This is a genomic window from Anaerostipes sp. AF04-45 (assembly GCF_003461725.1).
GTDB lineage: Bacteria > Bacillota > Clostridia > Lachnospirales > Lachnospiraceae > Anaerostipes > Anaerostipes caccae.
In genome coordinates this window covers 102,962-127,348 of the sequence record NZ_QTXQ01000008.1, presented here as the reverse complement: position 1 = coordinate 127,348, position 24,387 = coordinate 102,962, and the positions used below count along the sequence as shown (strand labels likewise).

Sequence of the window (24,387 nt, the reverse complement as noted above, 5' to 3'; positions counted from 1 at the left end):
ATATTTGACACAAGGGGATGAAAAATTATGACAGAATTATTGATATCGGCATTTATTAAAAATAAGGATGATTTAAAAAACCATAAAGTCCGTCAGGCCTATGGCACAATGGGAGGGGCGGTGGGTATATTCTGCAATATCCTTCTCTTTGCAGGGAAACTGACCGCGGGGATTCTTACAGGGGCCATTTCCATTACCGCAGATGCCTTCAACAACCTTTCTGACGCGGCTTCTTCTATTATCACACTGGTTGGTTTCCGAATGGCAGGGCGTCCGGCGGACAAAAATCACCCGTTCGGACATGGAAGAATCGAATATATTTCAGGACTTCTGGTTTCTCTGGCTATACTGTTAATGGGATTTGAACTGTTAAAATCTTCTGCTGATAAAATCTTCCGTCCGGAAGACATTGTGTTCCGTCCTGTGTCCATAGGGATTCTTATCGTATCCATACTGGTGAAATTCTGGATGTCGGCTTTCAATAAAAAGGTCGGAAACCTGATTGACTCAGAGGCCATGAAGGCCACGGCCACAGACAGTTTAAGCGACTGCATCGCTACAACGGCAGTCCTGGGCGGAATGCTGATCTTTAAGTTCGCCGGGATCAACGTGGACGGATATGTAGGTATTTTAGTAGCCGGATTTGTTATGTGGGCCGGATTTGGAGCTGCAAAGGATACCCTCTCGCCTCTGCTTGGAACCGCTCCCGATGTGGAACTGGTGGAGGATATACAAAATGAGGTTTTAGACAATGAGCTGATCGTAGGGGTGCATGATATTATTGTACATGACTACGGCCCGGGCCGGCGGATGATCTCGCTTCACGCCGAGGTGCCCTATAATGTTGATATTCTGGAGGCACATGACGTGATTGACAACATTGAATATCATCTGATGCATAAGTTTAACTGTGATGCCACTATTCATATGGACCCGGTTGTCACGGATGATGAGGAGACCAACGAGGCAAGAATGATGGTGGAAAAGATCGTAAAAGAATGCGGGCCCGAACTGTCCATCCATGATTTCAGAATGGTAGAGGGAAAAACGCACAACAACTTGATCTTTGACCTGGTCGTGCCCTATGAATGTGACCAGGAAGTGGGGGATATTACGACTTATATCAGAAAGGAGATCAGAAGACACCGGGAAAATTACTTTGCAGTGATCAAAGTGGACCGGAGTTATATCTGAACAGTGAAAGATGAAGGAACAGCTGACCAATGACATGAGTGTAGGAAATCCCGCAAAGAAGTTATTTTTCTTTGCGGTTCCCATTGTGCTGGGCAATTTATTTCAGCAGCTTTATAACATTATTGATTCTATGGTAGTGGGAAGATTCGTCGGTGCACAGGCACTTGCCGCCGTTGGAGCATCGACGGCCATTGTTTTTTTATTTGTAGCAGTGGCGACCGGTTCCAGCATCGGTTATTCTGTTGTCATTTCCCAGCTGTTTGGGGCAAAGGATCAGGACCGGATGATGACGGCGATCTATACGGCCTTAATTTCTACATTTGTCTTAGGACTGATTTTAATGATCATAAGTGCGGCGGGGACGGGAGGAATCCTCGTACTGATGAGGACACCGGCGGATATTTACCGGGATGCCGCAGATTATCTGAGAATCTATATGTTTGGTCTCGTGTTCTTATTTATGTATAATACTTTAAACGCGGTTTATAATGCACTTGGCGCGTCAAAAATTCCTCTTTATTTTCTGGCAGGCTCCTCGATCTTGAATATTGTTCTGGATTTGTATTTTGTGATCCGGCTTCAAATGGGAGTGACCGGGGTCGCATGGGCAACTCTGATCGCGCAGGGGCTGGCGGCAGTCATTTCGTTTATCAATCTGCTGTTCCGCCTTAAAAAGATCGAGACAGAAACAAAGCCGGTTTTATTTGACCGAAAGCTTCTTTTCCAGATGGGACGGATTGCAGTGCCGTCTATGGTGCAGCAGTCGATCGTTTCGTTTGGCATGGTGTTTGTACAAAGCCTCGTCAACAGTTTCGGATCTGTGGTGCTCGCAGGATATACGGCGGCTACGAAGATCGACTCGATTGCAATCATGCCGATGGTAAACGTGGGAAATGCAGTGTCCACGTTTACGGCGCAGAATATCGGGGCGAAAAAACCGGAGCGGATCAGAGAAGGGCTGAGAGCGGGCAGACATATGGCAGCAGGCATCGCAGTTGTCATTACGGGAATTCTGTTTTTTAAAGGTGATGTGCTGGTTGCTCAGTTTGTGGATGAAGCGGTCAATGCAGAAGTTATTGCCATCGGTGTGGATTATTTAAGGGTTGTATCTGTGTTTTATGCACTGATGGGACTTATGAACGTGGTAAATGCGGTTCTCCGCGGAGCAGGAGATGTGGGTGTATTTATGGCGGGTACCCTCTGCAATTTCGGATGCAGGGTAGTATTTGCTTATATCCTGGCTTATTTTCTGGGAGCGTCCGGAATCTGGTGGTCTGTCCCGATCGGATGGGCTGCGGCATTTACGATCGGAACCTTGAGATACCGAAGCGGCAAGTGGAAGGAAAAAGGAATTGTGGAGCGGGAGAAGGATTGTAAAGAGACGGGGGAGAGTATATAATGATGATAAAGATTTATCGGGAAAATTATGAGCATTTGCCCAAACGTTTTATTAATAAAATAGAATCGGATCTTGACTATTTGGTAAAAGCTGATATTCCCGGTTTAAAAGGAGTGTATTTATTTGGCAGCTGTGCGCGGGGAAATATCCGAAATGGAAGTGATATAGACCTTCTCATATTTACAGAACAAAAATTGGAAGACAGGGCATTGGCAGCGGATATCAGATGGACCTTAGATGATGAGATATCCGGTATATCCACGGATGTCGTCTATGCTAACAAAGAATCTATAAAGGAAAATACTATTTTTAAGAGAATATTGAACAGAGATAAAAAGTTAATACTGGAGGTGATAAAATGATTAAAAATAACTACCTGGACATTGCAAAAAATGACTTGGAGTATCTGGAATCTATCCTCGCTGTGGGGAGTACTTTCTATAACCAGCTTGCAGTACAGTGTCAGCAAGTGACAGAAAAATTTCTGAAAGGCTACCTGGAATTGTGTTTTTTAGATGAAGATGTTTCGGACTTATTAAGAAAGCATAATATGAAAAAGATTGCAGTCAGAATGAATCAGTGGAAGCCGAATTTAAATTTGGATACAGTGGGACTGGCCTATTTAACAGACTTTTATTATGATGCCAGGTATCCGGGCGACGATTTTTATACAGTGACAAAAGAAGAATTTGATAAATGTAAGGAAATTATGTACGATACTATTTTAAAACTGAAAGAGATTCCAATAAAAAATTTAAAATTGACGGGAGGTGAATAATATGCCGATTGTATTAAAAGTCTATCAAGAGGTTTCAAACAAACAGGTGATCGCAAATGCCATTTCTAATGCGGTCTCTTATCTGCTGTCTGATCCTTCCGGGGACCGGCTGTCCAATGATTATGTTCTGACACTGACGGAGGAGGAACTTCTGATTGAACAGATCGGATATTCAAAGGGAAGTCCGGAGCCGGAGATAAAAGAGGTTAAGCGGCTGAAACGGAGTCAGATCCGCAGCCTGAAACTGGAGGAAGACAACAAGATTGTGATTGAGGAAGAAGATCAAAAAGAGATGGTTTTCTTTTATGAAGCACCGCAGAAAGAGTTTGCACAGCAGCTGAGCGGAGAAGTTACGAATAAATAATTAAAATCAAAAAACAAAAAGGAGCAGATACACACATATCTGCTCCTTTTTTTCTAACTCTATATTACCATAAAATGACGAATTTTTCAAGACTTGTGATCTTAATACGGCGGCAGTATAATGAGTCTCCAAGTGAAAGGGGCGTTTTATGGAAGAGAATTTTTATGAATTGCTGATCAGGGAAAAAGAGGAAGAGGAACTAAGAGTCATTGAAGCATGCAGCGAGAAGACAGATGGGAGATTTGGACTGAGCCTGTCAAAAGAACAGGCGAGAGAATTGATCGCAGGGAGGAATGAAAGTCTAAGAAAATATCAGAGAGTGGAATTCGGGAAAGGTATTTTAGATAAACTGATCTACACGTTTTGTGATTCTCAATTTATAGACCAGGCTCATTATGCTGAAATATTAAAGGAACTTCAGGATATTTTTTATCAGTTCAAAAATGAATCCATGGACAGACTCACAGACGATGAACTTCTTGAATTTATGAGAGAACAGTTTGAGACTGTGTGTTTTGGGGACCTGGAATATCTCAGAGGAACCTGTCTGGAACGGTACTCCAGAGCTGTGAGAGGGGGATATGACGGTGTTCAAAAGAGCCGGGGCAGCGAGTATGAACAGTTCAGCGAAGAACAGCGCTGGGATGACAGACTCTATCTGAGTATATTAAAGGAAATGTTCTGGGAGTGACAGAACTGGTCCGCATCCGGGAAGGGAGAAGTGTTATGGAATACCGATTAGAGGAGCTGCTTCCGGCGGCAGCCGGTCTGACAGAGAAGTATACGTCAAAAGAGAGCAGTTCTGTCACCTATGAAACGGCACAGATGCTGATGGAGGCAGTTATATATTGTATCGGCCTGTGCGAAGAATCTTACGGAGGAGCGCTGCGGTCCAAAAGGGGCCTTCGTGCGGAGGAGGCCTACAGCATTGGGTATGAAAAGGTAATAGAAAAAACATATGAGGCAAAGGCTGTCTATGATCGTCTGGCCATGGACTTTGAAGATTATGGATGCGTCAATTACAGGGATACCATGGTCAGCGGCATGCCGCAGTTTTTTCTGCGCTATGATGCCAGATTCTGTCCTCAGGATCATATCCTGACACTGGATTATCCAACGATGAACAGGTATGGGAAGAAAGGAGGGATAAGGCTTATTTATGAATATTTATGTGACGCAGAGAGAGAACAGAGACTTTTAAGATGTTTCGACAGCCGCATCATCACAGCTCTCCTGAGGCATGTGGAAGCAAAGCAGGACGTTGATTATATGGAAAATATTTGTTCTCTGGTCCTGCTCCAGTCTCTCGGATGTCTGATTTCAAAAAAACAGCTTACGGATTTAACTTTGACGAGAACAGATACAGAAGAGGTACGGAGATATTTTTCAGATGACCCGGCAGAAACAATAGGGGATAAAGTACAGGAAATGATTGGACTTATCATACAAAGGGCCGGAATGGAGCCCTGGAAACAATATTTTCAGAGAGAGGGGAATGAATTCGCTGTTCGGATTTATAATGCCATGAAATATGACGCACTGGATGCATTATTTTATGTTTGATTGTATTTTTCAGGACACTTTTTATGACTGTCTGCATATATTAGCAAAAGAAAGTTGATTTGAGGAATTTTATGGCAGGCGTAATTTTGGATGCCGGGCACGGCGGTTATGACAATGGTGCCCAGTTTAATGGAAGAAGGGAAAAAGACGATACATTAAGACTGACTCTGGCAGTGGGTCAGGCGCTGAGAGACAGGGGAGTCCCGGTACAGTATACGAGACAGACCGATGTCTATCAGTCTCCGATTGAGAAGGCCAGGATCGGAAATGAGAGCGGGGCCGATTACTTTGTCTCTATACACAGAAATTCAAGCCCGCTTCCCAACACATACAGCGGAGTGGAGACTCTCGTTTACAATGACAGTGGTATCAAGGCCGAGATGGCCAGGAATGTAAACCGCAGATTAAGCGAGGTTGGATTTACTGACCTGGGAGTCAAGGAACGGCCGGGACTTGCGGTTCTCAGACGGACGAATATCCCTGCAATACTGATCGAGGCCGGCTTCATCAATACGGTAAAAGATAATGAGCTTTTCGATTCAAGATTTAACGACATTGCAAATGCCATTGCAGACGGAATTGTTGACACGATTGGATCAGGACAACAGGAGCTTGGCAGTACCTACCGGGTGCAGATCGGACTGTACCGCAATTTCTCCAATGCGCAGTACGCGCTGAATGAAGCGCTTGCTCAGGGCTTTGACGGAGATATCGTGTATGAGGAGCCATATTATGCCGTACAGCTTGGAGACTTCAGAACGCTTGATGAAGCAGTCCAATTAGAAAATGAGCTGAAGCAGCGAGGCTATGATACCCTGGTGGTCAAAAAATAAGGAGGAAATAATTTGTTTTATGTGAGATCAACGGATGGAATAAAGATTGCAGTCTATGATTATAATCCATTTGGGGAGGAGACTGTCGTTTTAATTCACGGATGGCCTTTATCCCACCTGATGTATGAATATCAGACGGAACTTTTATGCAGGCAGGGTTACCGGGTGGTGACACTGGATCTGAGAGGCTTTGGAAATTCTGATACTCCGGCTTTTGGCTATTCTTATGATCAGATGTCTCAGGATATTTTCCAGGTAATCAGAAGGCTGAAACTGAAGAACTTCACGCTTGTGGGATTTTCTATGGGAGGAGCCATTGTCCTTCGATATATGAGGAAATTCAAAAGTTTTGGTGTCAAAAAATTGATTCTTTTGGCAGCTGCAGCTCCATCATGGACAAAAAGAAGAGACTTCCCGTATGGACTGACAAGAGAATATGTCAATGAACTGATCGAACTGGCAGAAACTGACCGGCCGCAGCTCTGTTATAATTTCAGTCATGAGCAGCTGTTTGCAAGTCCTCAGTCTGAACCGGCGGTAAATTGGTTTGAACAGATCGCACTCTCCGCTTCCGGGCTCGGAACGGTCCGGGCCGCAGTTTCTCTGAGAGATGAAGACGGCAGAGAAGACCTGCAGGCCGTTCATGTGCCGACATGGATCATTCACGGTAAAAAGGATGTTGTGGTGTCAAATGATTTGGTGCGGATACAGCATGATGAAATCTGCGGTTCCAAGCTGATCCAGATGGACGAAAGCGGACACGGCATTGTGTACGATCAGCTGGAGTTATTTAACAAATACTTTTTCAATGCTGTCAGAGCATAAATGAAAAGCATTAAAAGAAGAGAAAAATCAGAACGGCTGCGGGACCACATTTTTATCGGATGGTCCCGCAGCCGTTTGTGTTTCTGTGTTCAGAGAGAAAACAGATGGGTTGCAATATTAAAATAGATCAGGATGGAGCAGGTGTCCACCAGCGTGGTGATCAGGGGAGCCGCCATGATGGCCGGGTCCAGTCCGATCTTTTTTGCCAGAAGAGGCAGGCAGCAGCCTACGATTTTGGCAAGGATGATCGTGGCTATGAGGGAAAGCCCGATCAGCACGGCCATTCTGAGGCTGTGGTATATGAGCATGATACGCAGTCCATTGACTGCAGCCAGAACAAAGCCAACTAAAACAGCCACCCGGAATTCCTTAAATACAACTTTAAAAAGATCATGGAACCGGATCTCATCGACGGCAATTCCGCGGATGATCAGGGTTGAACTCTGGGAACCACAGTTTCCTCCGGTGTCCATCAGCATTGGAATGAAGGATACGAGCAGGGGAAGAGTCTGAAAAGCATTCTCATATTTCGTGATAATGGCTCCGGTAATGGTTGCGGACAGCATGAGGAAAAGCAGCCATAAGATTCTGTGTTTAGCATGGCTGATGACAGATGTGCCGAAATAGGATTCCTCATTGGGCTGCATAGCCGCCATGATGGACATGTCCTCTTCCACCTCATCCTGCCAGACTTCCATGGCATCATCGAAAGTCACGATGCCTACCATGCAGTGTTCAAAGTCTACCACAGGGATTGCCAGAAGGCCGTATTTATGGAACAGTTTGCTGACATTTTCTTTGTCCTCATGGGTATTCACGTAGATTAGATTTGTCTCCATAATGTCCTTTATGAGAACATTGCTTTCATTAAGCAAAAGGCTCTTGGCCGTCACGATCCCAAGAAGCCGTTTCTGTTCGATCACGTAGCATGTATAAATGGTCTCCTGGTCAATGCCAACCCGTTTAATCTTTTTCAGTGCCTGTTCGACAGTCATGTTTTTTTTCAGGTCCACATATTCCACTGTCATGATGCTTCCCGCACTGTCTTCCGGATATTTTAAGAGAAGGTTGATGATCTGCCGTGTTTCTCTGTCAGTCACGTCCAAAATCTGTTCTACTACATTAGCAGGCATTTCTTCGATGATATCCACCGTATCATCCATGTACATATCATCAAACAGTTCTTTGATCTCAGAGCGGGTAAACGCATTGATCAAAGTTTCCTGCATGGGAGATGACATCTCCGTGAATACTTCTGCCGCCTTCTCCTTTTGGATCAGACGGAACAGGATCGTATATTCTTTTTCTGTAAAATTTTCTAATAATGATGCTAAATCTACGTTGTTCATAGAATTAAGCACAACTTTTAAGGCAGGATATTCCCGCCTCATGAGCAGAGCTCTGATATTTTCTTCTCTCATGTTTCTTTCTCCTTTTATATGAAATTCTGAAGATTAAAACATGAACAAAAACCCTCTCCCTGTATTTAAGAAAAAGTACGCGGGAGGTTTGGAATTTTCATTCATGCCGTATTGACTTCGGGGTGATTCCATACTCTCACATCCTTTCTTTTTTACAGTTTACAGGTTTCACCGCTCTTATCAGAATACCTTTAAGAAAAGGTCATGTCAAGGAAATCAGAATGAGACAATCTCCTATTCCATATAAATAGTACATAGAAGTTGAACAGGGGATGGACAGAGTGAATAAGAAAAATCTGATCACGGGTTTTATCTGCATCGTTGTTTTAGGGCTGTCATTGCTTGGCGGGGGCAATGCGGCCCTTTCTGTCTGGAATCAAAATGTGAGGATCTTAAATCCTGCAGAGAATAAGGAACTTCCGATTTACTGTGTGGATACAAAGAAGAAGGAAATCAGCCTCACCTTTGACACAGCGTGGGGAAATGAGGACATCAACCAGGTTCTCAAAATCTTAAAAAAAGAAAATGTGAAAGCAACCTTCTTTTTTTCCGGCGACTGGGTACAGCGGTTTCCGGCGGATGTAAAGAAGATTGCCAAAGCAGGCCATGACATTGGCAACCATGGGGATAACCACAAATATATGACCAGATTGTCTTCTGATGAGCAGAAAAAAGAGATTCTGGGGGCTCACAGCAAAGTCCAGGCCGTGACAGGAGAGCAGATGGAACTTTTCCGGCCTCCCTACGGAGACTATGATGAAAATGTGGTAAAAACGGCCAGACAGCTAAATTATGAAGTCATTCAGTGGTCCGTTGACAGCCTGGACTGGAAAGACATTTCCAAGCAGGACATCATTGAACGTGTCTGTGATAACAAAAAGATGGAAAACGGTGCAATCATCCTGATGCACACAGGAACTGTATACACGAAACAGGCTCTTCCGGTAATCATAAAACGGTTAAAGTCCGAGGGATATACTTTTGTGCCGGTCTCCAGAATGATCCTGACTAAAAACTTTTACATAGATCCGGAGGGCAAACAGCGCAGAAAATAAATTTTTATACCAATTTCATGTGAAATATGATAACATCTAGGTATCGCAGGGACACTGTGAAATACAAGATTAGAAGGTGACTTAGATGGTATTTCGGTTTGATATGAATGATCTGAACCGGGTCAAAAACTTTAAAGTCGGTAAGATGAAAAAGAAAACGGCAGCAATGGGAATCCTCACTGCACTGATTTTAGTAGGACTGTACTATTATGTGGCGCTGCCTGCAGTTAATTTTCAGGAGACCGGCATATGGATGGTGCTGATCGCAGTTTTAGGAGTGCTGACAGCGTGGGCCGCATTGAGGGGGATGGGCCAGAAGACAAAGCTGTTTTCGTTGTTTTCTGCTCTGCTGGTCCTTGTCATTGTCGTTTTTCTTGGAGGGATGATTCTTTCAAGCCAGCTCATATCTTCCAAAAAATATGCAGGCAGGCTGAAAGTAGAAAATAAGAAATTTGAGACTGACATGAAGGAGACGGAAAAGATCACAGATATCGCCCTGATGGACACGGAAGGGGCAAGGATTATCGGCGACCGCGCCATTGGCTCTCTGTCCGATGTGGTGAGCCAGTATGAGGTCAGTGACGACTATACCCAGATTGATTATAACGGGCAGCCGATGAAAGTGGCACCTCTTAATTATGCCAGTTTCATCCGGTATATGACAAACCGCAAAGCAGGGATTCCGGGCTATGTACAGGTAGATCCCATCAGCAATGAGGCAAAGTATGTAAAGCTCAAAAAGCCGATGCAGTATTCTACATCCGCATACTTTTCCAGGAACCTTCAGAGACATCTGAGATTCCAGTATCCCACAGCAATTTTTCAGGGATACTATTTTGAGATCGACAATAAAGGAAATCCCTATTATATCTGTCCGGTGCTGAAGGCAAACGCGGGGCTCTTCGGGGCTAAGGATGTCAAAGGTGCCGTGATCAGCGATCCCGTCACCGGGAAGAGCACTTACTATGACGCAAAAGATATTCCGAGATGGGTGGATCATGTATACGACGGCAGGCTGCTCCTCCAAAAGTATAATTGGAAAGGACTTCTCTCCAACGGCTATATTAACAGTGTGTTCGGCAAGAAGGGCTGTAAGATAGCAACTGACGACTATGGATACAGGGCCATCGACGGGGACATCTGGGCTTATACCGGTGTCACATCCGTTAATGGAGATCAGTCTAATATCGCATTTGTTCTTATGAATATGAGAACTTCGGAATCCAAATACTACACGGTTTCCGGAGCCAATGAGCAGTCTGCCATGAAAGCGGCCGAGGGACAGGTGCAGAACCTCAGGTATTCTGCGGCATTTCCGGCTCTGATCAATGTAAACGGAGAGCCGACATATGTCATGATTCTGAAGGATAAAGGCGGACTTGTGAAGATGTTTGCTATGGTCAATGTAAGAAAGTATAACATTGTGGCGACTTCTACCACTCAAAATGGTGTCCAGAAGGAATATAAGAGACTTTTGAAGGAGCAGGGAATTATCTCTGCCAAAGAAGCCGCCGCGGCAGAGTCTGTGAAGACGAAGGAGATCACGATCAAAAAGGTTGATTTTATACCGATTGAAGGCAATACTTATGTGTATATCACCGACAGGGAAGGCAATGTCTATAAGGAAGAATTTTCAAAAAATGAAGGTGCGATCAAATGGAATGCCGGAGACAAGATTAAGATTTCCTACGAAGAAGACGAGAGCGGCATTTATCAGATAACACAATAGCTGGCGGCTTTGTATTTGACAAAATACAAAAAAGTACTTGATTTTTCGAAAGAATCATTGTATCTTATACCTAGCGAAGTAATGACAAAGGCGTCAAACGATTCGAGGATTGTTTGGCGTCTATTTTTTTAATCTGTCACAGGTTTCCGGCGGGTTAAATTCTTATAATTTGAAGTCCAAAACAGGAAAGGAAGAAATATCTTATGAGCGAAAAAAGAAGTGTTTCAGAAATGTTCGGATGTAACGTGTTTAACGACAGTGTTATGCGGGAGAGGCTTCCGAAGGCAGTTTACAAAGACCTTAAGAAGACGATCGAAGAGGGAACAGAGTTAAACCCTGCCATCGCAGACGTGGTTGCCAATGAGATGAAGGAATGGGCTCTTGAAAAAGGTGCAACCCACTTCACCCACTGGTTCCAGCCGATGACCGGTGTGACGGCAGAGAAGCACGATGCTTTTATCACCCCGACGGAAAACGGAAAAGTGCTCCTGGAATTCTCCGGGAAAGAACTGATCAAGGGTGAGCCGGATGCTTCTTCCTTCCCGTCAGGAGGACTGAGGGCAACCTTTGAAGCCAGAGGATACACTGCGTGGGACTGTACTTCACCTGCTTTTATTAAAGAGACACCGGATTCTACAATTCTCTGTATCCCTACGGCATTTTGTTCCTACACCGGAGAAGCTCTGGACAAAAAGACTCCTTTATTGAGATCTATGCAGGCGCTGGATATTCAGGCCACCAGGCTTTTACACCTGCTTGGAAAGAAGAATGTAAAAAATGTCAATACCTCTGTGGGACCGGAACAGGAATACTTCCTTGTAGACAAAGAAAAATATCTACAGAGAAAAGACCTGATCTTTACAGGGCGGACATTATTCGGTGCAATGCCTCCAAAAGGGCAGGAGATGGATGATCACTATTTCGGAATTATCCGCGAGAGGATCGGAAAGTTTATGAAAGAGCTCAACGAGGAGAGCTGGAAACTGGGCATTACAGCAAAGACTCAGCACAATGAAGTAGCTCCCGCCCAGCATGAACTGGCACCAATCTATGCAAGCAATAATATAGCGACGGACCACAATCAGCTGCTGATGGAAACGATGCGCCGTGTGGCAGAACGCCAGGGATTAAAATGCCTTCTCCACGAAAAGCCGTTCCAGGGAATCAACGGTTCCGGTAAACATAACAACTGGTCCATCGTGACAAACACAGGAAAGAATCTTTTGGAACCGGGGGATACCCCGCATGACAATCAGCAGTTCCTTTTGATTCTGTCAGCTATTATCAAGGCTGTCGATGAGCATGCAGATCTGCTTCGCATGGCCGCATCGACACCAGGAAACGACCACCGTCTGGGAGCCAATGAGGCACCTCCTGCCATCATTTCTATCTTCCTGGGAGAGCAGCTTGAGGACGTTGTAAAACAGCTGGTCACAAGAGGAGAAGCTACCAGATCCAAACACGGGGATAAGCTGGCATCAGGCGTACATACTCTGCCGGATTTTGAAAAAGATGCCACTGACCGCAACAGGACATCACCGTTTGCATTTACCGGAAACAAATTTGAATTCCGCATGGTTGGCTCTACTCAGTCCATCTCTGACCCGAATGTAGTGCTGAATACGATCGTTGCAGATGCACTCTCAGAGGTCTGTGATGAATTGGAAAAGGTAGAGGGAGATCTTCAGGATGTGATGATGGAAGCTCACGAGCTGACCAAGAGAATGCTCACGGATCACCAGAGAGTCATATTTAACGGAGACGGATACTCTGATGCATGGGTGAAGGAAGCAGAGAGAAGGGGCCTTCCGAATATCAAATCAATGGTGGAGGCAATCCCTGCGCTGATTACAGAAAAATCTGTCAAGATGTTTGAGAAGTTTGGTGTTTTCACAGAGGCAGAGCTTGAGTCCCGGGCGGAGATCTTGTTTGAGCAGTACGCACAGACGATCAATATCGAGGCATTGGCAACGCTGGATATTGCTAAAAAACAGATTGTTCCTGCGGTAATGAAATATCAGAAGACACTGGCCGATTCCGTCGCTGTTTTAAAGGCAACAGGAATGGATACGAGTGTACAGGAATCCCTGCTCGGTGATATCACAGAGAATCTGAAGAAATTATATACGGCAATCGGCATTCTGGAGAGTGAGACTGACAAGGCACAGTCTATCGAAGACATGAACGAACAGGCACGTTTCTACCACGACACAGTGTTCGGATGTATGAATGCTGTCCGTGAACCGGCAGATAAGCTTGAAATGCTTGTGGCCAAAGAAGACTGGCCGATGCCGAGCTACGGAGATCTGATCTTTGAAGTATAAGTATTGAAATCAAAAATCCTGCAGACGGTATGGAACCGCCCGCAGGATTTTTTGTTATATAAAATTATCTATAAAATGCCAGCATAGTTTTCTTGCTTCCTCACATCCTATATTTGAAAGCGAGGGAGCAAGTTTATGAAACGAAAAACCTATTTTGCAGTTGTGTGCGCATTATTTTTTATTGGTTTCATCCTGCGGTATGCGGCGGATCATTCTGACGGACTTTTTATTGCGAGCCAGAAAGAGGGCGAAGGCGGACTGATGGCCGGCAGCAAGATTACAAATAAAAAGGTATATCTGACCTTTGATGACGGGCCGTCTGAAAATACCGATGAGATCCTGGATATTTTGAAAAAAAATAAGGTGAAAGCGACGTTCTTCGTAGTGGGAAAAAAGACGGAGAAGGCCAGAAAGCAGTATCAAAGGATCGTACTTGAAGGACATACCCTGGCAATGCATTCTTACAGCCATAACTATGACCAGATTTATTCTTCCGTAGACGCTTTTGGAAAGGATATCAAGGAGCTGCAGGAGATGCTGTACGAGATAACAGACGTAAAGCCTGTCATATACCGTTTTCCGGGCGGAAGCAGCAATTCCTGTGCCGGAGATATCAAACCTTATATTCAGTATATCAACAAAGAAGGTCTTTTATACTTTGACTGGAACGCGCTAAGCGGAGATGCAGTGAATTTTAACCTGAGTCCTGAAAGGCTGAACCAGAATATATTAACAGATGTAAAAAAACAAAAGGTCAGCATTGTACTGATGCATGACCTGGCGGAGGCAGAAAACACGGTAAAAAGTCTGGACTCTCTGATTAAGACTTTGAAAAAAGAGGGCTATCAGATACTGCCGATTACAAAATATACGCAGCAGATACACCATGTGTCCGTTGACAAATAAATGCAGGTAATTTAGAATGAGTATCAAGTGTGGAAAATGGACCGGAGGCGTCGGGCCTCTGGTCCATCTGACGCGATAATGTACATAATGGGGTTAAAAAATGAACATAATTGAAGTAGTGATGATAGGTGTGGGCCTTTCCATGGATGCGTTTGCTGTGTCTATAGGAAAAGGTCTCAATATGGGAAAGATCCGGAAAAATGAAATGTTTTGGATCGCTTTGTTTTTCGGGGGATTCCAGGCTCTGATGCCAGTGGCAGGATACCTGGCAGGCAAGCAGTTTGCGGGAAAGATCATGCAGATTGATCATTGGATCGCATTTTTCCTGCTGGTGATGATCGGCTTCAATATGGTAAAAGAAGGGATATCCGATGATGAAGAGGAAACACAGGACTGCGGATTTTCTTTCCGGGAGCTTTTTATTTTGGCGGTCGCGACCAGCATCGATGCACTGGCGGTAGGAGTCACGTTTTCATTTTTGAGCGTCAATCTTTTAGAAGCTGTAACGGTCATAGGGAGTGTTACCTTTGCCATATCACTGGCAGGAGTTGCCATCGGAAGCAGATTTGGGGACAAACTGAAAGAAAAAGCAGAGATTATGGGAGGGTTGATTTTAATCATCCTCGGATGTAAAATTTTAATACAGCATTTATTTTTTTGAGAAAAGAGGAACACTTATGAATTTATTGCCACACATAGCCTTTTTAGCGGCAGGCTTTATTCTGCTGATGAAGGGCGCGGATTATTTTGTAGAAGGGGCATCTATGATTGCTGCAAAGTTTGGAATTCCGCAGATCGTGATCGGGCTTACGATCGTCGCCTGCGGGACCAGCGCTCCTGAGGCGGCAGTGAGTATTTCGGCAGCGTTTAAAGGAAATGTTGGAATCACCGTCGGAAACATTCTTGGAAGCAATATCATGAATATTCTGCTGATTCTCGGGCTTACCGCAGTGGTCAGTGCAGTTGCCATCAAAGAAGGAACCGTAAAGGTGGAAATGCCCTTTGTAATTGTTATCACTGTAGTCCTCACAGCTATGGGAATCGCCGGAGGCAGTCTTTCACGCCTGGACGGAGTGATACTATGGGTGCTGTTTATCGGTTTTTTTGTATATCTGTTTAGGCTGACAAAAAAAGAAGGCATTGAAGAAGAGATAGAACAAGTGAATGCGTCCCTGCTCAAAATGCTTGTTTTTACGATCGGCGGGCTGATTGCCATCGTACTGGGAAGCGATGTGACAGTAGATGCGGCGACTTCGATAGCCAAGGCCCTGAATGTCTCTGACCGGATCATTGGCCTGACAGTTGTGGCATTCGGCACTTCTCTGCCGGAGCTGGTCACCTCAGTTACAGCGGCATTTAAAGGAAAAGCAGACATTGCAGTGGGAAATATTGTGGGAAGCAATATCTTTAATATCTTGTTTGTCGTAGGGACCGTGGCGGTCATTCATCCGGTTCCGTTTGATACAAGCTTTATTCCGGATGCACTGGCTGCGATTTTATCAGCGGCGGTTTTGTGGATTCTGTCTTCAAAAGACCGGAAGCTTGCCAGAGGCAGCGGGTTTGTGATGCTTGTATTATTTGCAGTTTATCTGGCACAATTACTCATAAGATAAGGAGAATACCATGATCATTAAATCAGTTAATCTGGAAACGGTCTGTGGGATCACCAGCAAACTTCCGGACAATGAGTTTCCGGAAGTAGCATTTGCAGGCAAGTCCAATGTGGGCAAGTCCTCCCTCATCAACGCACTGATGAACCGGAAGTCATATGCAAGGGTTTCCGCTCAGCCGGGGAAAACTCAGACCATTAATTATTATAATATCAACGAAGAACTGTACTATGTAGATCTGCCCGGATATGGATATGCAAAGGTCACGGAGTCGGTAAAAGAGCAGTGGGGTGCGATGATTGAACGGTACCTTCACACGTCAAAGCAGCTGAAGCTGGTGTTCCTTCTCATCGATATCAGACACAAGCCGTCAAAGAATGATGTGATGATGTATGACTGGATCGTACATAACGGCTATCATCCGGTCATTATTGCTACAAAGAGCGACAAGCTCAAACGGAGCCAGCTTCCTAAGCATGTAAAGGAGATCCGTCAGGAACTCAGGCTCAATAAGGAGACGCCGGTCTTTCCGTTTTCTTCGCTCTCAAAGCAGGGAAGAGATGAAATATGGGACTTTATTGAACAAGTGCTTCTTCCGGAACAGGAACATCATGTTTCAGATGAATGAATATAAAAAGGACCGGTTCTGTTTAAGAATCGGTCTTTTTTTCTGCCTCCTGGCTCTGGTCCTGAAAAAGCAGGCGGTTGATCAGATAAGCATAAATATCCGAGTGATTAGACTTCCAGTGATCGCAGATATAGATGGCCTGCTCTCTGGATACTACGTTTAAGTTGACTTCCAGCAGCATGCTGTCTTTTTCTTTGATCCTGAGCCTTACGGTATATTCATCGCGTTTTGCAGGGAAATAGTCGGCTTCCAGATTGGTTTCCTCTCTCAGCTGGTATTCTTTGGTCGCCAAAAATGTTAGAATGTCATTTCGTATAGGCTCGGAGAGCTGGTATTCAAACATATCAATCGCTTCTTTCCCCTCTTCTGTCAGAAAATAATGGCTTGCGTTTCTTACCAGTTCTGTCCGCAGCATGTCTTCGTCTTCCAGTTCGTGAAAAGCCTGCTGGAGTTTAAAATAGGTCGTATACCCTTTGTCCAGAATAAACTCCGAGATCTGTGAGTTGCTCAGCGGAAAATCCACTTTTTTTATTAAAAATAAAATCATTAATTTATATAAAGTCAGACCGTTTTCTTCCATACAATCCTTCCTTTCCTTATGAAACATGCACTTCTTAAATGATACCATCTGGATACCTTTCCTGCAAGAACAGAATCCATGAATGAAATTGAAAAAAAGACAGATACTACAACTAATTTATCTCATAAGAATGAAGAGGTGATATTTATGAAGCAAAGAAAACAGTGGATGGTGATCGCATTGATCATTCTCCTTGCAGTCTTATCCGTGATTCTTTTCTGTGACACGAATCAGGAGCAGAGAAAAGATGGGACGTTAGTTTTGGAAAGGATGGAACATCATGACCGTATATATCAAAGCGGAAGACAGTGTATGTATTCATAATCCGGATGTAAAGATAAAAGATGTGGCATCCATTTACTGTACCGACAAAGACATGGAACAAAAGGTGAAGGAAGCAAAGCTTTTTCATTTTAAAAAGCGGGGAAACGAACGGGAGATTATTTCCATCTTAAAAGCAGTGGAAGTGATCAAAGAAATTGACAAAACTGCAGAAGTGGTCAATATGGGTCCCGAAGATTTTATCGTCTATTTAAAAGAAGTGACACAGGAGAAGAAGTGGGCTCACTACTTAAAGATTGCTGGTGTATGCCTGGTCGCCTTTTTTGGAGCCAGTTTCTCAATCATGAGCTATAATACGGATGTGGCCATTGACGATTTGTTTGCGACCGTATATCAGCTGGTCATGGGAACGCCGCCAAAAGGGCCCACGATACTTCATCTGGCCTATACAGCGGGACTTGCCATAGGAATCGTAATCTTCTTTAATCATGCGGGGAAAATCAAGCTTACCGATGATCCGACCCCGTTTGAAGTCCAGATGCGGCTTTACGAGCGGGATGTAAATGATACACTGATGATTGACGCCGGACGGAAAAAGGAGGAGCAGGATGTTTCTTCGTAACTTACTACTTGTAGTATACGGCTTATCCGCAGGAGCACTCATCGCGGGAAGCTTCCTGGCATTCTTAAGTATGATTGGAGTTGTTCCGAGACTTGCAGGTCTTTCCAAAACAATATCTCACGCCATGCTGTATGAAACCTGCATTACCCTGGGCGGAGTCCTGGGAACAGCAGTATTTATCTACCGGTGGCACGTTCCGCTGGGATATCCGCTGCTGATCTTATATGGACTGTTCGGAGGAATCTTCACAGGATGCCTGATCGGAGCGCTGGCCGAAATGCTCAAAAGCCTGCCGGTCTTCTCAAGAAGAATGAAACTGAGAGACGGAATACCATTCGTCATCTATTCCATAGCCCTAGGCAAAATAGCAGGCTGCTGGATGCAGTTTTTGCGATAGCAACGAGCCGCAGAAAGTTCAGATAAAAATAATTCAGACGAGAGAACAATCTCCAGAAGCCATACATCGTATGGCGCAGATTGGACGAATACTGCCGGAATATAAATTTTAACCAGGGTTTTCTGCGGCGGCTGCCGCAGAAACGGATGAGCAAAAAAGCTCATCCGTATAAACTTATTACTTGAGACATAATTACTTACACAAACGAAAGGAGCTTATTCTGTCATGCACAATGAACCGACAAAAGATCAATATAACGAATATGTAGAACAGGTAACGCCGGCAAGCAGCTGTCTTATGAACTGTGTCCGTGCGTTTTTTGTGGGAGGAGCAATCTGTACCATCGGAGAAGGGATCAAACAGGCAGTGATGCACTGGCTGCATCTGGGAGAGAAAGATGCCCTCCTGGCTGTCACAGTAACTCTTGTACTATTAAGCGTTCTCCTCACAGGATTTAACCTGTATTCAAAGATCACAAAATTCGGAGGAGCGGGAGGACTGGTTCCGATCACCGGGTTTGCAAATTCTGTAGCTTCTCCAGCTATCGAGTATCAAAAAGAGGGACAGGTGTTCGGGATCGGAGTTAAAATCTTTACAATCGCAGGTCCGGTCATTCTGTACGGAATCTTATCCTCTTTTCTTTTGGGAATTATTTATATGATATTAGTCCGATTGGGGGTTATGTGATGAAAGTTATGAAAGGAAAGCAGAGTCTGGAATTCGAACATCCGCCTTATCTCAAAGGCTGGTCCTCTGTTGTTGGGGAAAAAGAAGGAGAAGGACCGCTTGGACAGGCATTTGACCAGATCATCGACGATCCGCTGTTCGGTCAGGAGACATGGGAACTGGCAGAGGGAAGATTCATGCGGCAGGCAGCCCTGCTTGCAATACAAAAAGCAGAGATCACAAAGAATCAGGTGCGCTATGCATTTGCCGGAGATCTCCTGGAGCAGATCATGGCCACATCTTTCGGGATCAAGGACCTGGAGATCCCTCTCTTTGGCCTGTACGGAGCATGTTCTACCGCAGGAGAATCCATATCTCTTGCGTCTATGACGGTGGCTGCGGGATATGCGGACTATGCATTGGCCCTTGCCTCCAGTCATATAGGAAGTGCAGAAAAGCAGTTCCGTTTCCCGCTGGAATACGGCAGCCAGAGACCTCTGTCCTCCACATGGACCGTGACCGGAGCCGGGGGATTTGTAATCTCCAAAGAAAAAAGCCCGATCAAAGTTCGGGGCATCACAACCGGTAAAATCGTAGATTACGGTGTGAAAGATTCTATGAATATGGGAGCCTGCATGGCTCCTGCCGCTGCGGAAGTTATTTATCAGCACTTTAATGACTTTGCCATGACACCGGATGACTACGATGCGATTTATACCGGCGATCTGGGAGAGGTGGGAAAAGAAATTCTCATAAAACTTTTGAAGGACAATGGATATGATATTTCAAAAGTACACGGTGACTGCGGCATTGAAGTTTATCAGGATGAGACACAGGATACCCACGCAGGCGGATCGGGATGCGCGTGCAGCGCCGTAGTACTATCCTCCATGATCACAAGAAAGATGATAAACGGCGGATGGAACAGAGTCTTGTTTGTACCTACGGGAGCCCTGCTTTCAAAGACCAGCTTCAATGAAGGTGAGACTGTGCCGGGGATTGCGCACGGAGTTTTGTTGGAAAGAGAGGATGTATAAATGGAATATGTAAAAGCATTTATTGTCGGAGGAATTATCTGTATCCTTGTACAAATCTTAATGGACAATACCAAGCTTCAGCCGGGACGGATCATGGTCATACTGGTTATTTCAGGAGCAGTGCTCGGAGCACTTGGAATTTATGAAAAAATTGCCGATTTTGCAGGCTGTGGTGCAACAGTGCCTCTCTCAGGATTCGGCTTTACTCTGTGGAAAGGGATGAAAGAAGCCATCGACCAGCACGGATTTCTCGGGCTGTTTGAAGGCGGATTTACAGCTGCAGCCGTGGGGACATCCGCAGCTCTGATCTTCTCCTATCTGGCATCCCTGATCTTCCAGCCAAAAATAAAAAAATAGCCGTATGGCAGGTATTTGATACTAAGTGATGCCGTCATTGCGGCGGGATTACTTTTTATATATATAAAAGAGCGTTTCTGACGGCAGATTCTGCTGTCGGAAACGCTCTTATCTTTTTTTATCAGATTTTTATTCAGATAACTTATTTATTCAGGAGTATGCAGGCCGCACATATATTTTACGTACAGATCAGGGATCTGATATTGCGTGTCGTCTGTGATGCCCCTGCTGCCCTTTGGCCGTGTAATGTAGATTTTCCGCAGCAGCTGATTTTCCGGGCAGGCGTTGTTGGCAGGATAGCCGGATTCTTTGCATATATCTACGGCCACATGGATATCACAGGGCTTGGTTGGCTTGGTTCCCAGGGCAAAGTACTCTGTCTTTATCATGCTGCCTCTGGGATCATGATCACATATGCCTTTGACGGCCAGTTTTCCTGACTTTGTGCAGATCCGGGCTTGGACAATATTGTTTGGCTTTGAAAAATCTTTCACCGGTTCGTTTTTCTCTTTTACAATCTGGTCCATGACAAGTTTCCAGATTTTTTCGTGCTGGCTGCCGGAAGAAAATGATGTGTTCCTGTCATATCCCATCCAAACAGAGGCGGTGTGATATGGGGTATATCCGGAAAACCAGTAGTCGTAATCGCTGGTCGTAGTACCGGTTTTTCCTGCTGCAGGCATCCCTGAAGAAAGTGCAGCGGGTTTACCGGTTCCCTTTTTGACCACATCCTTCATGGCATCGGTGAGAAGGAAAGCAGTCGATTCCTTCATAACGAGAGTGCCGGAAGAAGACGAGTTTAAGAGCACTTTTCCAGTCTGATCCACAACTTTCGTGTATAAAGAAGGCCGATGGTATGTGCCGCCGTTGGCCACTGCAGAAAAAGCGCCTGTGAGTTCCAGGTTGGTCACTCCGTAAGTCAGGCCGCCCAGAGCCATGGACTGATTGACATCGGAAAAGGTTTTGCCGTCTGCCGTAGTTTTATTATCGACTAAGGTGGTAAAGCCAAGCTTCTGTAAATACTCGTAGGCGACTTCCGGTGTTACATCAGCCATGGTTTTGGCAGACACAATATTCATAGAATTCGTGATTGCCTCCCTGATGGTAGAAAAACCGCGGTAGCCTCTGTAATAATTGCGGACCGGGCGCCCCGTATCGAGATATTCATACGGAGCATCATCGTAAACGGTAGCCAATGTCATATTTTTCATATCCAGCGCCGGAAGAAATGTGGATAGTACTTTGAAGGTTGATCCGGGCTGTCTTGTTGTACCGGTAGCGCGGTTTAAAGACAGATTTTCGGATTTGACTCCGCGGCCGCCTACAAGGGCTTCCACCTGTCCGGTGCGCTGGTCTATGATGGTCATGGAAATCTGTGGCTGGATCACTGTAGAAACCTGCTCGTTGATCACACTGACCCCATTCTTTTTTAAGGATTTGGAGAATTTGCGGGCCATATTTTCGGCAGATGATTTGTCTGCGAATATGAGGCTGGCACCGATTTTATGCTTTTTCATATAACTCAGCACATCGTTTTCCGAATAACTGACTTCCTTACCGTTTTTGTCTGTGCCTGTCAGCGAATAAGACAGAGCCACTTTCGTACCCGCCGGATAGTTCTTCGAGTCATTGGTCACTTTATCTGCGATCTTTTGGATCTTGGAGTCCTGTGTGGAATATATTTTTAAACCTCCGCTGTAAATGGCATTGTAGGCTTTTGTCTCATCATATCCAAGTTTATCTTTCAGATCATGGACCACCTGAAGGATCAGTGCATCATCGAAATAAGAGTTGGCGGTATAGTTTTTCTGCTGCCTTGCATTGATCTTTTGAATTCTTTCATAAACATTATCATTCACTGCTTCCGAATATTCACTTTTTGTGATATAATGTTCTTCCAGCATGATTTTCAGAATCGACATCCTCCGGGCAGCATTATTGTTAGGATGTGTGATCGGGTTCATTCTTGTTGGGTTCTTTGTGATGCCGGCCAGCACGGTGCACTCTGACAAAGTCAAATCTGATACATCTTTATTAAAGTATTTTTGGGATGCAGTCTGCACTCCTAATGTGCCTTCCCCCAGATTGATCGCATTTAAATATTCTTCCAGAATCTTTTGTTTTGAAGTGATTTTTTCTAATTCCAGAGCCAGAGACTGTTCTTTGATCTTGCGCTCTATGCGTTCGATCGTAGTTTTTTCAGGCTGTATTCCCAGGATATTATTTTTTACAAGCTGCTGGGTGATGGTACTCCCGCCCTGATCCAGAGACTTTTCTTTGAGACCCAGGAAGAAGGATCTGGCAATGCCCCGCATGTCGATACCATTGTGGTTATAAAACCGCACATCCTCTATGGAGATAAAGGCATTTTGAAGATTTGCCGGGATCTTGTCCAGCGATACATAGACACGGTTTGAATCACTGGTAGAGAGCTTTCTTGTCACCTTGCCGTCTTTATCGTAAATCATTGTGATAAAACCTTTGGAGTGGATCGAATCCAGAGAGACATCCGGGGTGTTGTTTAAAATTCCGCGGATGAAACCTATGGACAGACCGGCGGCCGTGACGATCAGTGCGATGATGACAACCAGTGCATATTTATAGAAAAAAAGCGTAAGGTGCGAACTGCGCCGTAATTTCGGTGAAGAAAGGGTATCCTTTTTTTGCTTTGATTTTTGCTTGTTAAAGTTCATGTAAGACCTCCTATGTTTAGCATTATAACAAATAAGAAATAACAAGTAAATAACGCGCCCGCATGAAGGGTATTTTATTGAAATCACGTTTGAGGAGAGTTATAGATTTTTTACAAAAGAGGAGGAACAAAAGATGAAGAAGGAGAAATTAGGAACGAATTATTTGAAAGATGGAAATGGGGGCGGATTTGTAGTATCCTATTATATGCTGAATGATTCTGCCAGAGGAAGCTACGGCGCCGCACTGGAGAGAACGACCGGAGAGCCGGAAGTTCTTGAGACAGAAGAGGTAAGAGAGGCCTTTTTGAACAGACAGGAAGCAGAACATTTCATTCGGCTGCTGATCAAATATGAAGTGACACCGATTTCTTTTTTTGAGAGTTTGGATGCGGTGATGGAGTTGGAGGAGAAAATTGAAGGAATACTATGAAACGATCCGGAAAACAGGACAGTCTTTGGTGACAGAAAAAAAGTCAAGATTCATCGGGATTGCGGTGCCGGTTTCCACGGAGGAAGAGGCGCTGGCGGTGATAGAGGATGAAAAGCGCAGATACAGGGACGCCAGGCATCACTGCAGCGCATTTTGTGCAGGCATTGAGAGACCTCTTGAGAGAGCCAATGACGACGGTGAGCCCAGCGGCACGGCGGGAAAACCGATTCTGGAAGTAATCACAGGCAGTCAGCTTCTGAATATTGTCATCGTTGTAACCCGTTATTTTGGAGGTACACTGCTCGGCACCGGGGGACTCGTGAGGGCATATACGAAGGCTGCCCAGGAAGCAGTGGAGGATGCAGGAATCGTGACCATGGGTCTTGGGCGCAGATTCAGGACAGGCTGTGATTATTCTGCAGCAGGAAAGATTCAGTATTTTCTTGAGACCGAAGACATTCCTATCATAAAAACGGATTACACAGAGAAAGTAACTTTGGAGTACTTGGTACCGGAAGCGAGATGCGGACAGATTGAGAAGAAGATTATTGACCTGTCAGGCGGTACTGCAGAGATACAGGACGCGGGCACCGAATATACGGTGTCAGATAAAAAGAAACTTTAAAACAATCAATCATTGTGGCCAATGAACAGAGATGAAAAAGAGCCGCGGGTGTCTGCCCGCGGCTCAATA

The 24,387-nt window shown here is 44.8% G+C and carries 27 protein-coding genes; 24 read left to right on the top strand and 3 right to left on the bottom strand.

The window, feature by feature from the left end:
- Nucleotides 1-27: 27 nt before the first annotated feature.
- The 9 genes from DWV34_RS12930 to DWV34_RS12890 all read left to right on the top strand — a co-directional run bounded on the left by DWV34_RS12930 (nt 28) and on the right by DWV34_RS12890 (nt 6,956).
- On the top strand, nt 28-1,194 hold the full coding sequence (locus tag DWV34_RS12930; RefSeq protein WP_006568811.1) for a cation diffusion facilitator family transporter: 1,167 nt from the start codon (nt 28-30) through the stop codon (nt 1,192-1,194).
- A gap of 10 nt (nt 1,195-1,204) precedes the next feature.
- On the top strand, nt 1,205-2,593 hold the full coding sequence (locus tag DWV34_RS12925; RefSeq protein ID WP_009288787.1) for an MATE family efflux transporter: 1,389 nt from the start codon (nt 1,205-1,207) through the stop codon (nt 2,591-2,593).
- Nucleotides 2,593-2,955 (top strand): nucleotidyltransferase domain-containing protein, encoded by a 363-nt coding sequence (locus DWV34_RS12920; protein ID WP_006568813.1) that lies wholly within the window; start codon nt 2,593-2,595, stop codon nt 2,953-2,955. The genes DWV34_RS12925 and DWV34_RS12920 overlap by 1 nt, the downstream gene beginning before the upstream one ends.
- The gene (locus tag DWV34_RS12915) at nt 2,952-3,371 is read left to right on the top strand and encodes a HEPN domain-containing protein (RefSeq protein WP_009288786.1); all 420 of its coding nucleotides are present in this window, start codon (nt 2,952-2,954) and stop codon (nt 3,369-3,371) included. Before DWV34_RS12920 ends, DWV34_RS12915 begins: the two co-directional genes overlap by 4 nt.
- A 1-nt stretch (nt 3,372) precedes the next feature.
- Nucleotides 3,373-3,735 carry a hypothetical protein gene (locus tag DWV34_RS12910; RefSeq protein ID WP_009288785.1) on the top strand — a complete coding sequence of 121 codons (363 nt, stop codon included), beginning with the start codon at nt 3,373-3,375 and terminating at the stop codon, nt 3,733-3,735.
- A 148-nt stretch (nt 3,736-3,883) separates the two neighbouring features.
- Entirely contained in the window at nt 3,884-4,426 is a 543-nt protein-coding gene (locus tag DWV34_RS12905; RefSeq protein ID WP_006568816.1) for a DUF6323 family protein, read from the top strand.
- A 35-nt stretch (nt 4,427-4,461) separates the two neighbouring features.
- Nucleotides 4,462-5,298 carry a DUF6179 domain-containing protein gene (locus tag DWV34_RS12900; protein WP_227032429.1) on the top strand — a complete coding sequence of 279 codons (837 nt, stop codon included), beginning with the start codon at nt 4,462-4,464 and terminating at the stop codon, nt 5,296-5,298.
- Nucleotides 5,299-5,369: 71 nt separating this feature from the next.
- The gene (locus DWV34_RS12895) at nt 5,370-6,131 is read left to right on the top strand and encodes an N-acetylmuramoyl-L-alanine amidase (protein ID WP_006568818.1); all 762 of its coding nucleotides are present in this window, start codon (nt 5,370-5,372) and stop codon (nt 6,129-6,131) included.
- A 21-nt stretch (nt 6,132-6,152) separates the two neighbouring features.
- A complete protein-coding gene (locus DWV34_RS12890) occupies nt 6,153-6,956 on the top strand; it encodes an alpha/beta fold hydrolase (protein WP_118476460.1) in 804 nt (267 codons plus the stop codon).
- 89 nt (nt 6,957-7,045) lie between these two features.
- Here the strand turns inward: DWV34_RS12890 and mgtE are convergent, their stop codons facing one another.
- Complete coding sequence (gene mgtE / locus DWV34_RS12885; RefSeq protein ID WP_118476423.1) at nt 7,046-8,377, bottom strand: magnesium transporter; 1,332 nt, start codon at nt 8,375-8,377, stop codon at nt 7,046-7,048.
- 272 nt (nt 8,378-8,649) lie between these two features.
- Between mgtE and DWV34_RS12880 the strand changes: the two genes are divergently transcribed.
- The 7 genes from DWV34_RS12880 to yihA all read left to right on the top strand — a co-directional run bounded on the left by DWV34_RS12880 (nt 8,650) and on the right by yihA (nt 16,629).
- Nucleotides 8,650-9,432 carry a polysaccharide deacetylase family protein gene (locus tag DWV34_RS12880; protein WP_006568821.1) on the top strand — a complete coding sequence of 261 codons (783 nt, stop codon included), beginning with the start codon at nt 8,650-8,652 and terminating at the stop codon, nt 9,430-9,432.
- A gap of 85 nt (nt 9,433-9,517) precedes the next feature.
- Nucleotides 9,518-11,161, top strand: coding sequence for a hypothetical protein (locus DWV34_RS12875; protein WP_006568822.1), 1,644 nt, complete (start codon nt 9,518-9,520; stop codon nt 11,159-11,161).
- Between the two features lie 203 nt (nt 11,162-11,364).
- Nucleotides 11,365-13,485: a glutamine synthetase III family protein gene (locus DWV34_RS12870; RefSeq protein WP_009288781.1), complete on the top strand. Its 2,121-nt coding sequence runs from the start codon at nt 11,365-11,367 to the stop codon at nt 13,483-13,485.
- A gap of 135 nt (nt 13,486-13,620) precedes the next feature.
- Nucleotides 13,621-14,391 (top strand): polysaccharide deacetylase family protein, encoded by a 771-nt coding sequence (locus DWV34_RS12865; RefSeq protein WP_006568825.1) that lies wholly within the window; start codon nt 13,621-13,623, stop codon nt 14,389-14,391.
- Between the two features lie 100 nt (nt 14,392-14,491).
- Nucleotides 14,492-15,052 (top strand): manganese efflux pump MntP, encoded by a 561-nt coding sequence (locus DWV34_RS12860; RefSeq protein WP_006568826.1) that lies wholly within the window; start codon nt 14,492-14,494, stop codon nt 15,050-15,052.
- Nucleotides 15,053-15,068: 16 nt separating this feature from the next.
- Nucleotides 15,069-16,004, top strand: a complete 936-nt coding sequence (locus DWV34_RS12855) for a calcium/sodium antiporter (RefSeq protein ID WP_009288779.1) — start codon at nt 15,069-15,071, stop codon at nt 16,002-16,004.
- Nucleotides 16,005-16,014: 10 nt separating this feature from the next.
- The gene (gene yihA, locus DWV34_RS12850; protein WP_009288778.1) at nt 16,015-16,629 is read left to right on the top strand and encodes a ribosome biogenesis GTP-binding protein YihA/YsxC; all 615 of its coding nucleotides are present in this window, start codon (nt 16,015-16,017) and stop codon (nt 16,627-16,629) included.
- Between the two features lie 22 nt (nt 16,630-16,651).
- Here yihA and DWV34_RS12845 read toward each other — a convergent pair whose 3' ends face one another.
- Entirely contained in the window at nt 16,652-17,209 is a 558-nt protein-coding gene (locus DWV34_RS12845; protein WP_009288777.1) for a DUF4364 family protein, read from the bottom strand.
- A 147-nt stretch (nt 17,210-17,356) separates the two neighbouring features.
- Between DWV34_RS12845 and DWV34_RS12840 the strand changes: the two genes are divergently transcribed.
- The 6 genes from DWV34_RS12840 to spoVAE all read left to right on the top strand — a co-directional run bounded on the left by DWV34_RS12840 (nt 17,357) and on the right by spoVAE (nt 20,570).
- Nucleotides 17,357-17,533, top strand: a complete 177-nt coding sequence (locus tag DWV34_RS12840; protein ID WP_022260861.1) for a hypothetical protein — start codon at nt 17,357-17,359, stop codon at nt 17,531-17,533.
- On the top strand, nt 17,490-18,113 hold the full coding sequence (locus tag DWV34_RS12835) for a stage V sporulation protein AA (protein ID WP_009288776.1): 624 nt from the start codon (nt 17,490-17,492) through the stop codon (nt 18,111-18,113). Before DWV34_RS12840 ends, DWV34_RS12835 begins: the two co-directional genes overlap by 44 nt.
- Nucleotides 18,100-18,510: a stage V sporulation protein AB gene (locus tag DWV34_RS12830; RefSeq protein ID WP_009288775.1), complete on the top strand. Its 411-nt coding sequence runs from the start codon at nt 18,100-18,102 to the stop codon at nt 18,508-18,510. Before DWV34_RS12835 ends, DWV34_RS12830 begins: the two co-directional genes overlap by 14 nt.
- A gap of 225 nt (nt 18,511-18,735) precedes the next feature.
- Nucleotides 18,736-19,197 carry a stage V sporulation protein AC gene (gene spoVAC / locus DWV34_RS12825; RefSeq protein WP_006568835.1) on the top strand — a complete coding sequence of 154 codons (462 nt, stop codon included), beginning with the start codon at nt 18,736-18,738 and terminating at the stop codon, nt 19,195-19,197.
- Complete coding sequence (gene spoVAD / locus DWV34_RS12820; protein WP_156340608.1) at nt 19,197-20,213, top strand: stage V sporulation protein AD; 1,017 nt, start codon at nt 19,197-19,199, stop codon at nt 20,211-20,213. The genes spoVAC and spoVAD overlap by 1 nt, the downstream gene beginning before the upstream one ends.
- Nucleotides 20,214-20,570, top strand: coding sequence for a stage V sporulation protein AE (spoVAE, locus tag DWV34_RS17210; RefSeq protein WP_156340607.1), 357 nt, complete (start codon nt 20,214-20,216; stop codon nt 20,568-20,570).
- A gap of 146 nt (nt 20,571-20,716) precedes the next feature.
- Here spoVAE and DWV34_RS12815 read toward each other — a convergent pair whose 3' ends face one another.
- Nucleotides 20,717-23,263: a transglycosylase domain-containing protein gene (locus tag DWV34_RS12815; protein WP_118476421.1), complete on the bottom strand. Its 2,547-nt coding sequence runs from the start codon at nt 23,261-23,263 to the stop codon at nt 20,717-20,719.
- Nucleotides 23,264-23,396: 133 nt separating this feature from the next.
- On the opposite strand from DWV34_RS12815, the gene DWV34_RS12810 reads away from it, so the two are divergent.
- Both DWV34_RS12810 and DWV34_RS12805 read left to right on the top strand, forming a co-directional pair.
- Nucleotides 23,397-23,693 (top strand): DUF6514 family protein, encoded by a 297-nt coding sequence (locus DWV34_RS12810; protein WP_006568839.1) that lies wholly within the window; start codon nt 23,397-23,399, stop codon nt 23,691-23,693.
- Nucleotides 23,677-24,318 carry a YigZ family protein gene (locus tag DWV34_RS12805; RefSeq protein ID WP_006568840.1) on the top strand — a complete coding sequence of 214 codons (642 nt, stop codon included), beginning with the start codon at nt 23,677-23,679 and terminating at the stop codon, nt 24,316-24,318. The genes DWV34_RS12810 and DWV34_RS12805 overlap by 17 nt, the downstream gene beginning before the upstream one ends.
- The last annotated feature ends 69 nt before the right edge of the window (nt 24,319-24,387 follow it).

Excerpts from the sequence above, each read along its gene's own strand:
- DWV34_RS12930 (WP_006568811.1), top strand. The coding sequence starts at position 28 with ATGACAGAATTATTGATATCGGCATTTATTAAAAATAAGGATGATTTA.
- DWV34_RS12925 (WP_009288787.1), top strand. The coding sequence starts at position 1,205 with ATGAAGGAACAGCTGACCAATGACATGAGTGTAGGAAATCCCGCAAAG.
- DWV34_RS12920 (WP_006568813.1), top strand. The coding sequence starts at position 2,593 with ATGATGATAAAGATTTATCGGGAAAATTATGAGCATTTGCCCAAACGT.
- DWV34_RS12915 (WP_009288786.1), top strand. The coding sequence starts at position 2,952 with ATGATTAAAAATAACTACCTGGACATTGCAAAAAATGACTTGGAGTAT.
- DWV34_RS12910 (WP_009288785.1), top strand. The coding sequence starts at position 3,373 with ATGCCGATTGTATTAAAAGTCTATCAAGAGGTTTCAAACAAACAGGTG.
- DWV34_RS12905 (WP_006568816.1), top strand. The coding sequence starts at position 3,884 with ATGGAAGAGAATTTTTATGAATTGCTGATCAGGGAAAAAGAGGAAGAG.
- DWV34_RS12900 (WP_227032429.1), top strand. The coding sequence starts at position 4,462 with ATGGAATACCGATTAGAGGAGCTGCTTCCGGCGGCAGCCGGTCTGACA.
- DWV34_RS12895 (WP_006568818.1), top strand. The coding sequence starts at position 5,370 with ATGGCAGGCGTAATTTTGGATGCCGGGCACGGCGGTTATGACAATGGT.
- mgtE (WP_118476423.1), bottom strand. The coding sequence starts at position 8,377 with ATGAGAGAAGAAAATATCAGAGCTCTGCTCATGAGGCGGGAATATCCT.
- DWV34_RS12880 (WP_006568821.1), top strand. The coding sequence starts at position 8,650 with ATGGACAGAGTGAATAAGAAAAATCTGATCACGGGTTTTATCTGCATC.
- DWV34_RS12875 (WP_006568822.1), top strand. The coding sequence starts at position 9,518 with ATGGTATTTCGGTTTGATATGAATGATCTGAACCGGGTCAAAAACTTT.
- DWV34_RS12870 (WP_009288781.1), top strand. The coding sequence starts at position 11,365 with ATGAGCGAAAAAAGAAGTGTTTCAGAAATGTTCGGATGTAACGTGTTT.
- DWV34_RS12865 (WP_006568825.1), top strand. The coding sequence starts at position 13,621 with ATGAAACGAAAAACCTATTTTGCAGTTGTGTGCGCATTATTTTTTATT.
- DWV34_RS12860 (WP_006568826.1), top strand. The coding sequence starts at position 14,492 with ATGAACATAATTGAAGTAGTGATGATAGGTGTGGGCCTTTCCATGGAT.
- DWV34_RS12855 (WP_009288779.1), top strand. The coding sequence starts at position 15,069 with ATGAATTTATTGCCACACATAGCCTTTTTAGCGGCAGGCTTTATTCTG.
- yihA (WP_009288778.1), top strand. The coding sequence starts at position 16,015 with ATGATCATTAAATCAGTTAATCTGGAAACGGTCTGTGGGATCACCAGC.
- DWV34_RS12845 (WP_009288777.1), bottom strand. The coding sequence starts at position 17,209 with ATGGAAGAAAACGGTCTGACTTTATATAAATTAATGATTTTATTTTTA.
- DWV34_RS12840 (WP_022260861.1), top strand. The coding sequence starts at position 17,357 with ATGAAGCAAAGAAAACAGTGGATGGTGATCGCATTGATCATTCTCCTT.
- DWV34_RS12835 (WP_009288776.1), top strand. The coding sequence starts at position 17,490 with ATGACCGTATATATCAAAGCGGAAGACAGTGTATGTATTCATAATCCG.
- DWV34_RS12830 (WP_009288775.1), top strand. The coding sequence starts at position 18,100 with ATGTTTCTTCGTAACTTACTACTTGTAGTATACGGCTTATCCGCAGGA.
- spoVAC (WP_006568835.1), top strand. The coding sequence starts at position 18,736 with ATGCACAATGAACCGACAAAAGATCAATATAACGAATATGTAGAACAG.
- spoVAD (WP_156340608.1), top strand. The coding sequence starts at position 19,197 with ATGAAAGTTATGAAAGGAAAGCAGAGTCTGGAATTCGAACATCCGCCT.
- spoVAE (WP_156340607.1), top strand. The coding sequence starts at position 20,214 with ATGGAATATGTAAAAGCATTTATTGTCGGAGGAATTATCTGTATCCTT.
- DWV34_RS12815 (WP_118476421.1), bottom strand. The coding sequence starts at position 23,263 with ATGAACTTTAACAAGCAAAAATCAAAGCAAAAAAAGGATACCCTTTCT.
- DWV34_RS12810 (WP_006568839.1), top strand. The coding sequence starts at position 23,397 with ATGAAGAAGGAGAAATTAGGAACGAATTATTTGAAAGATGGAAATGGG.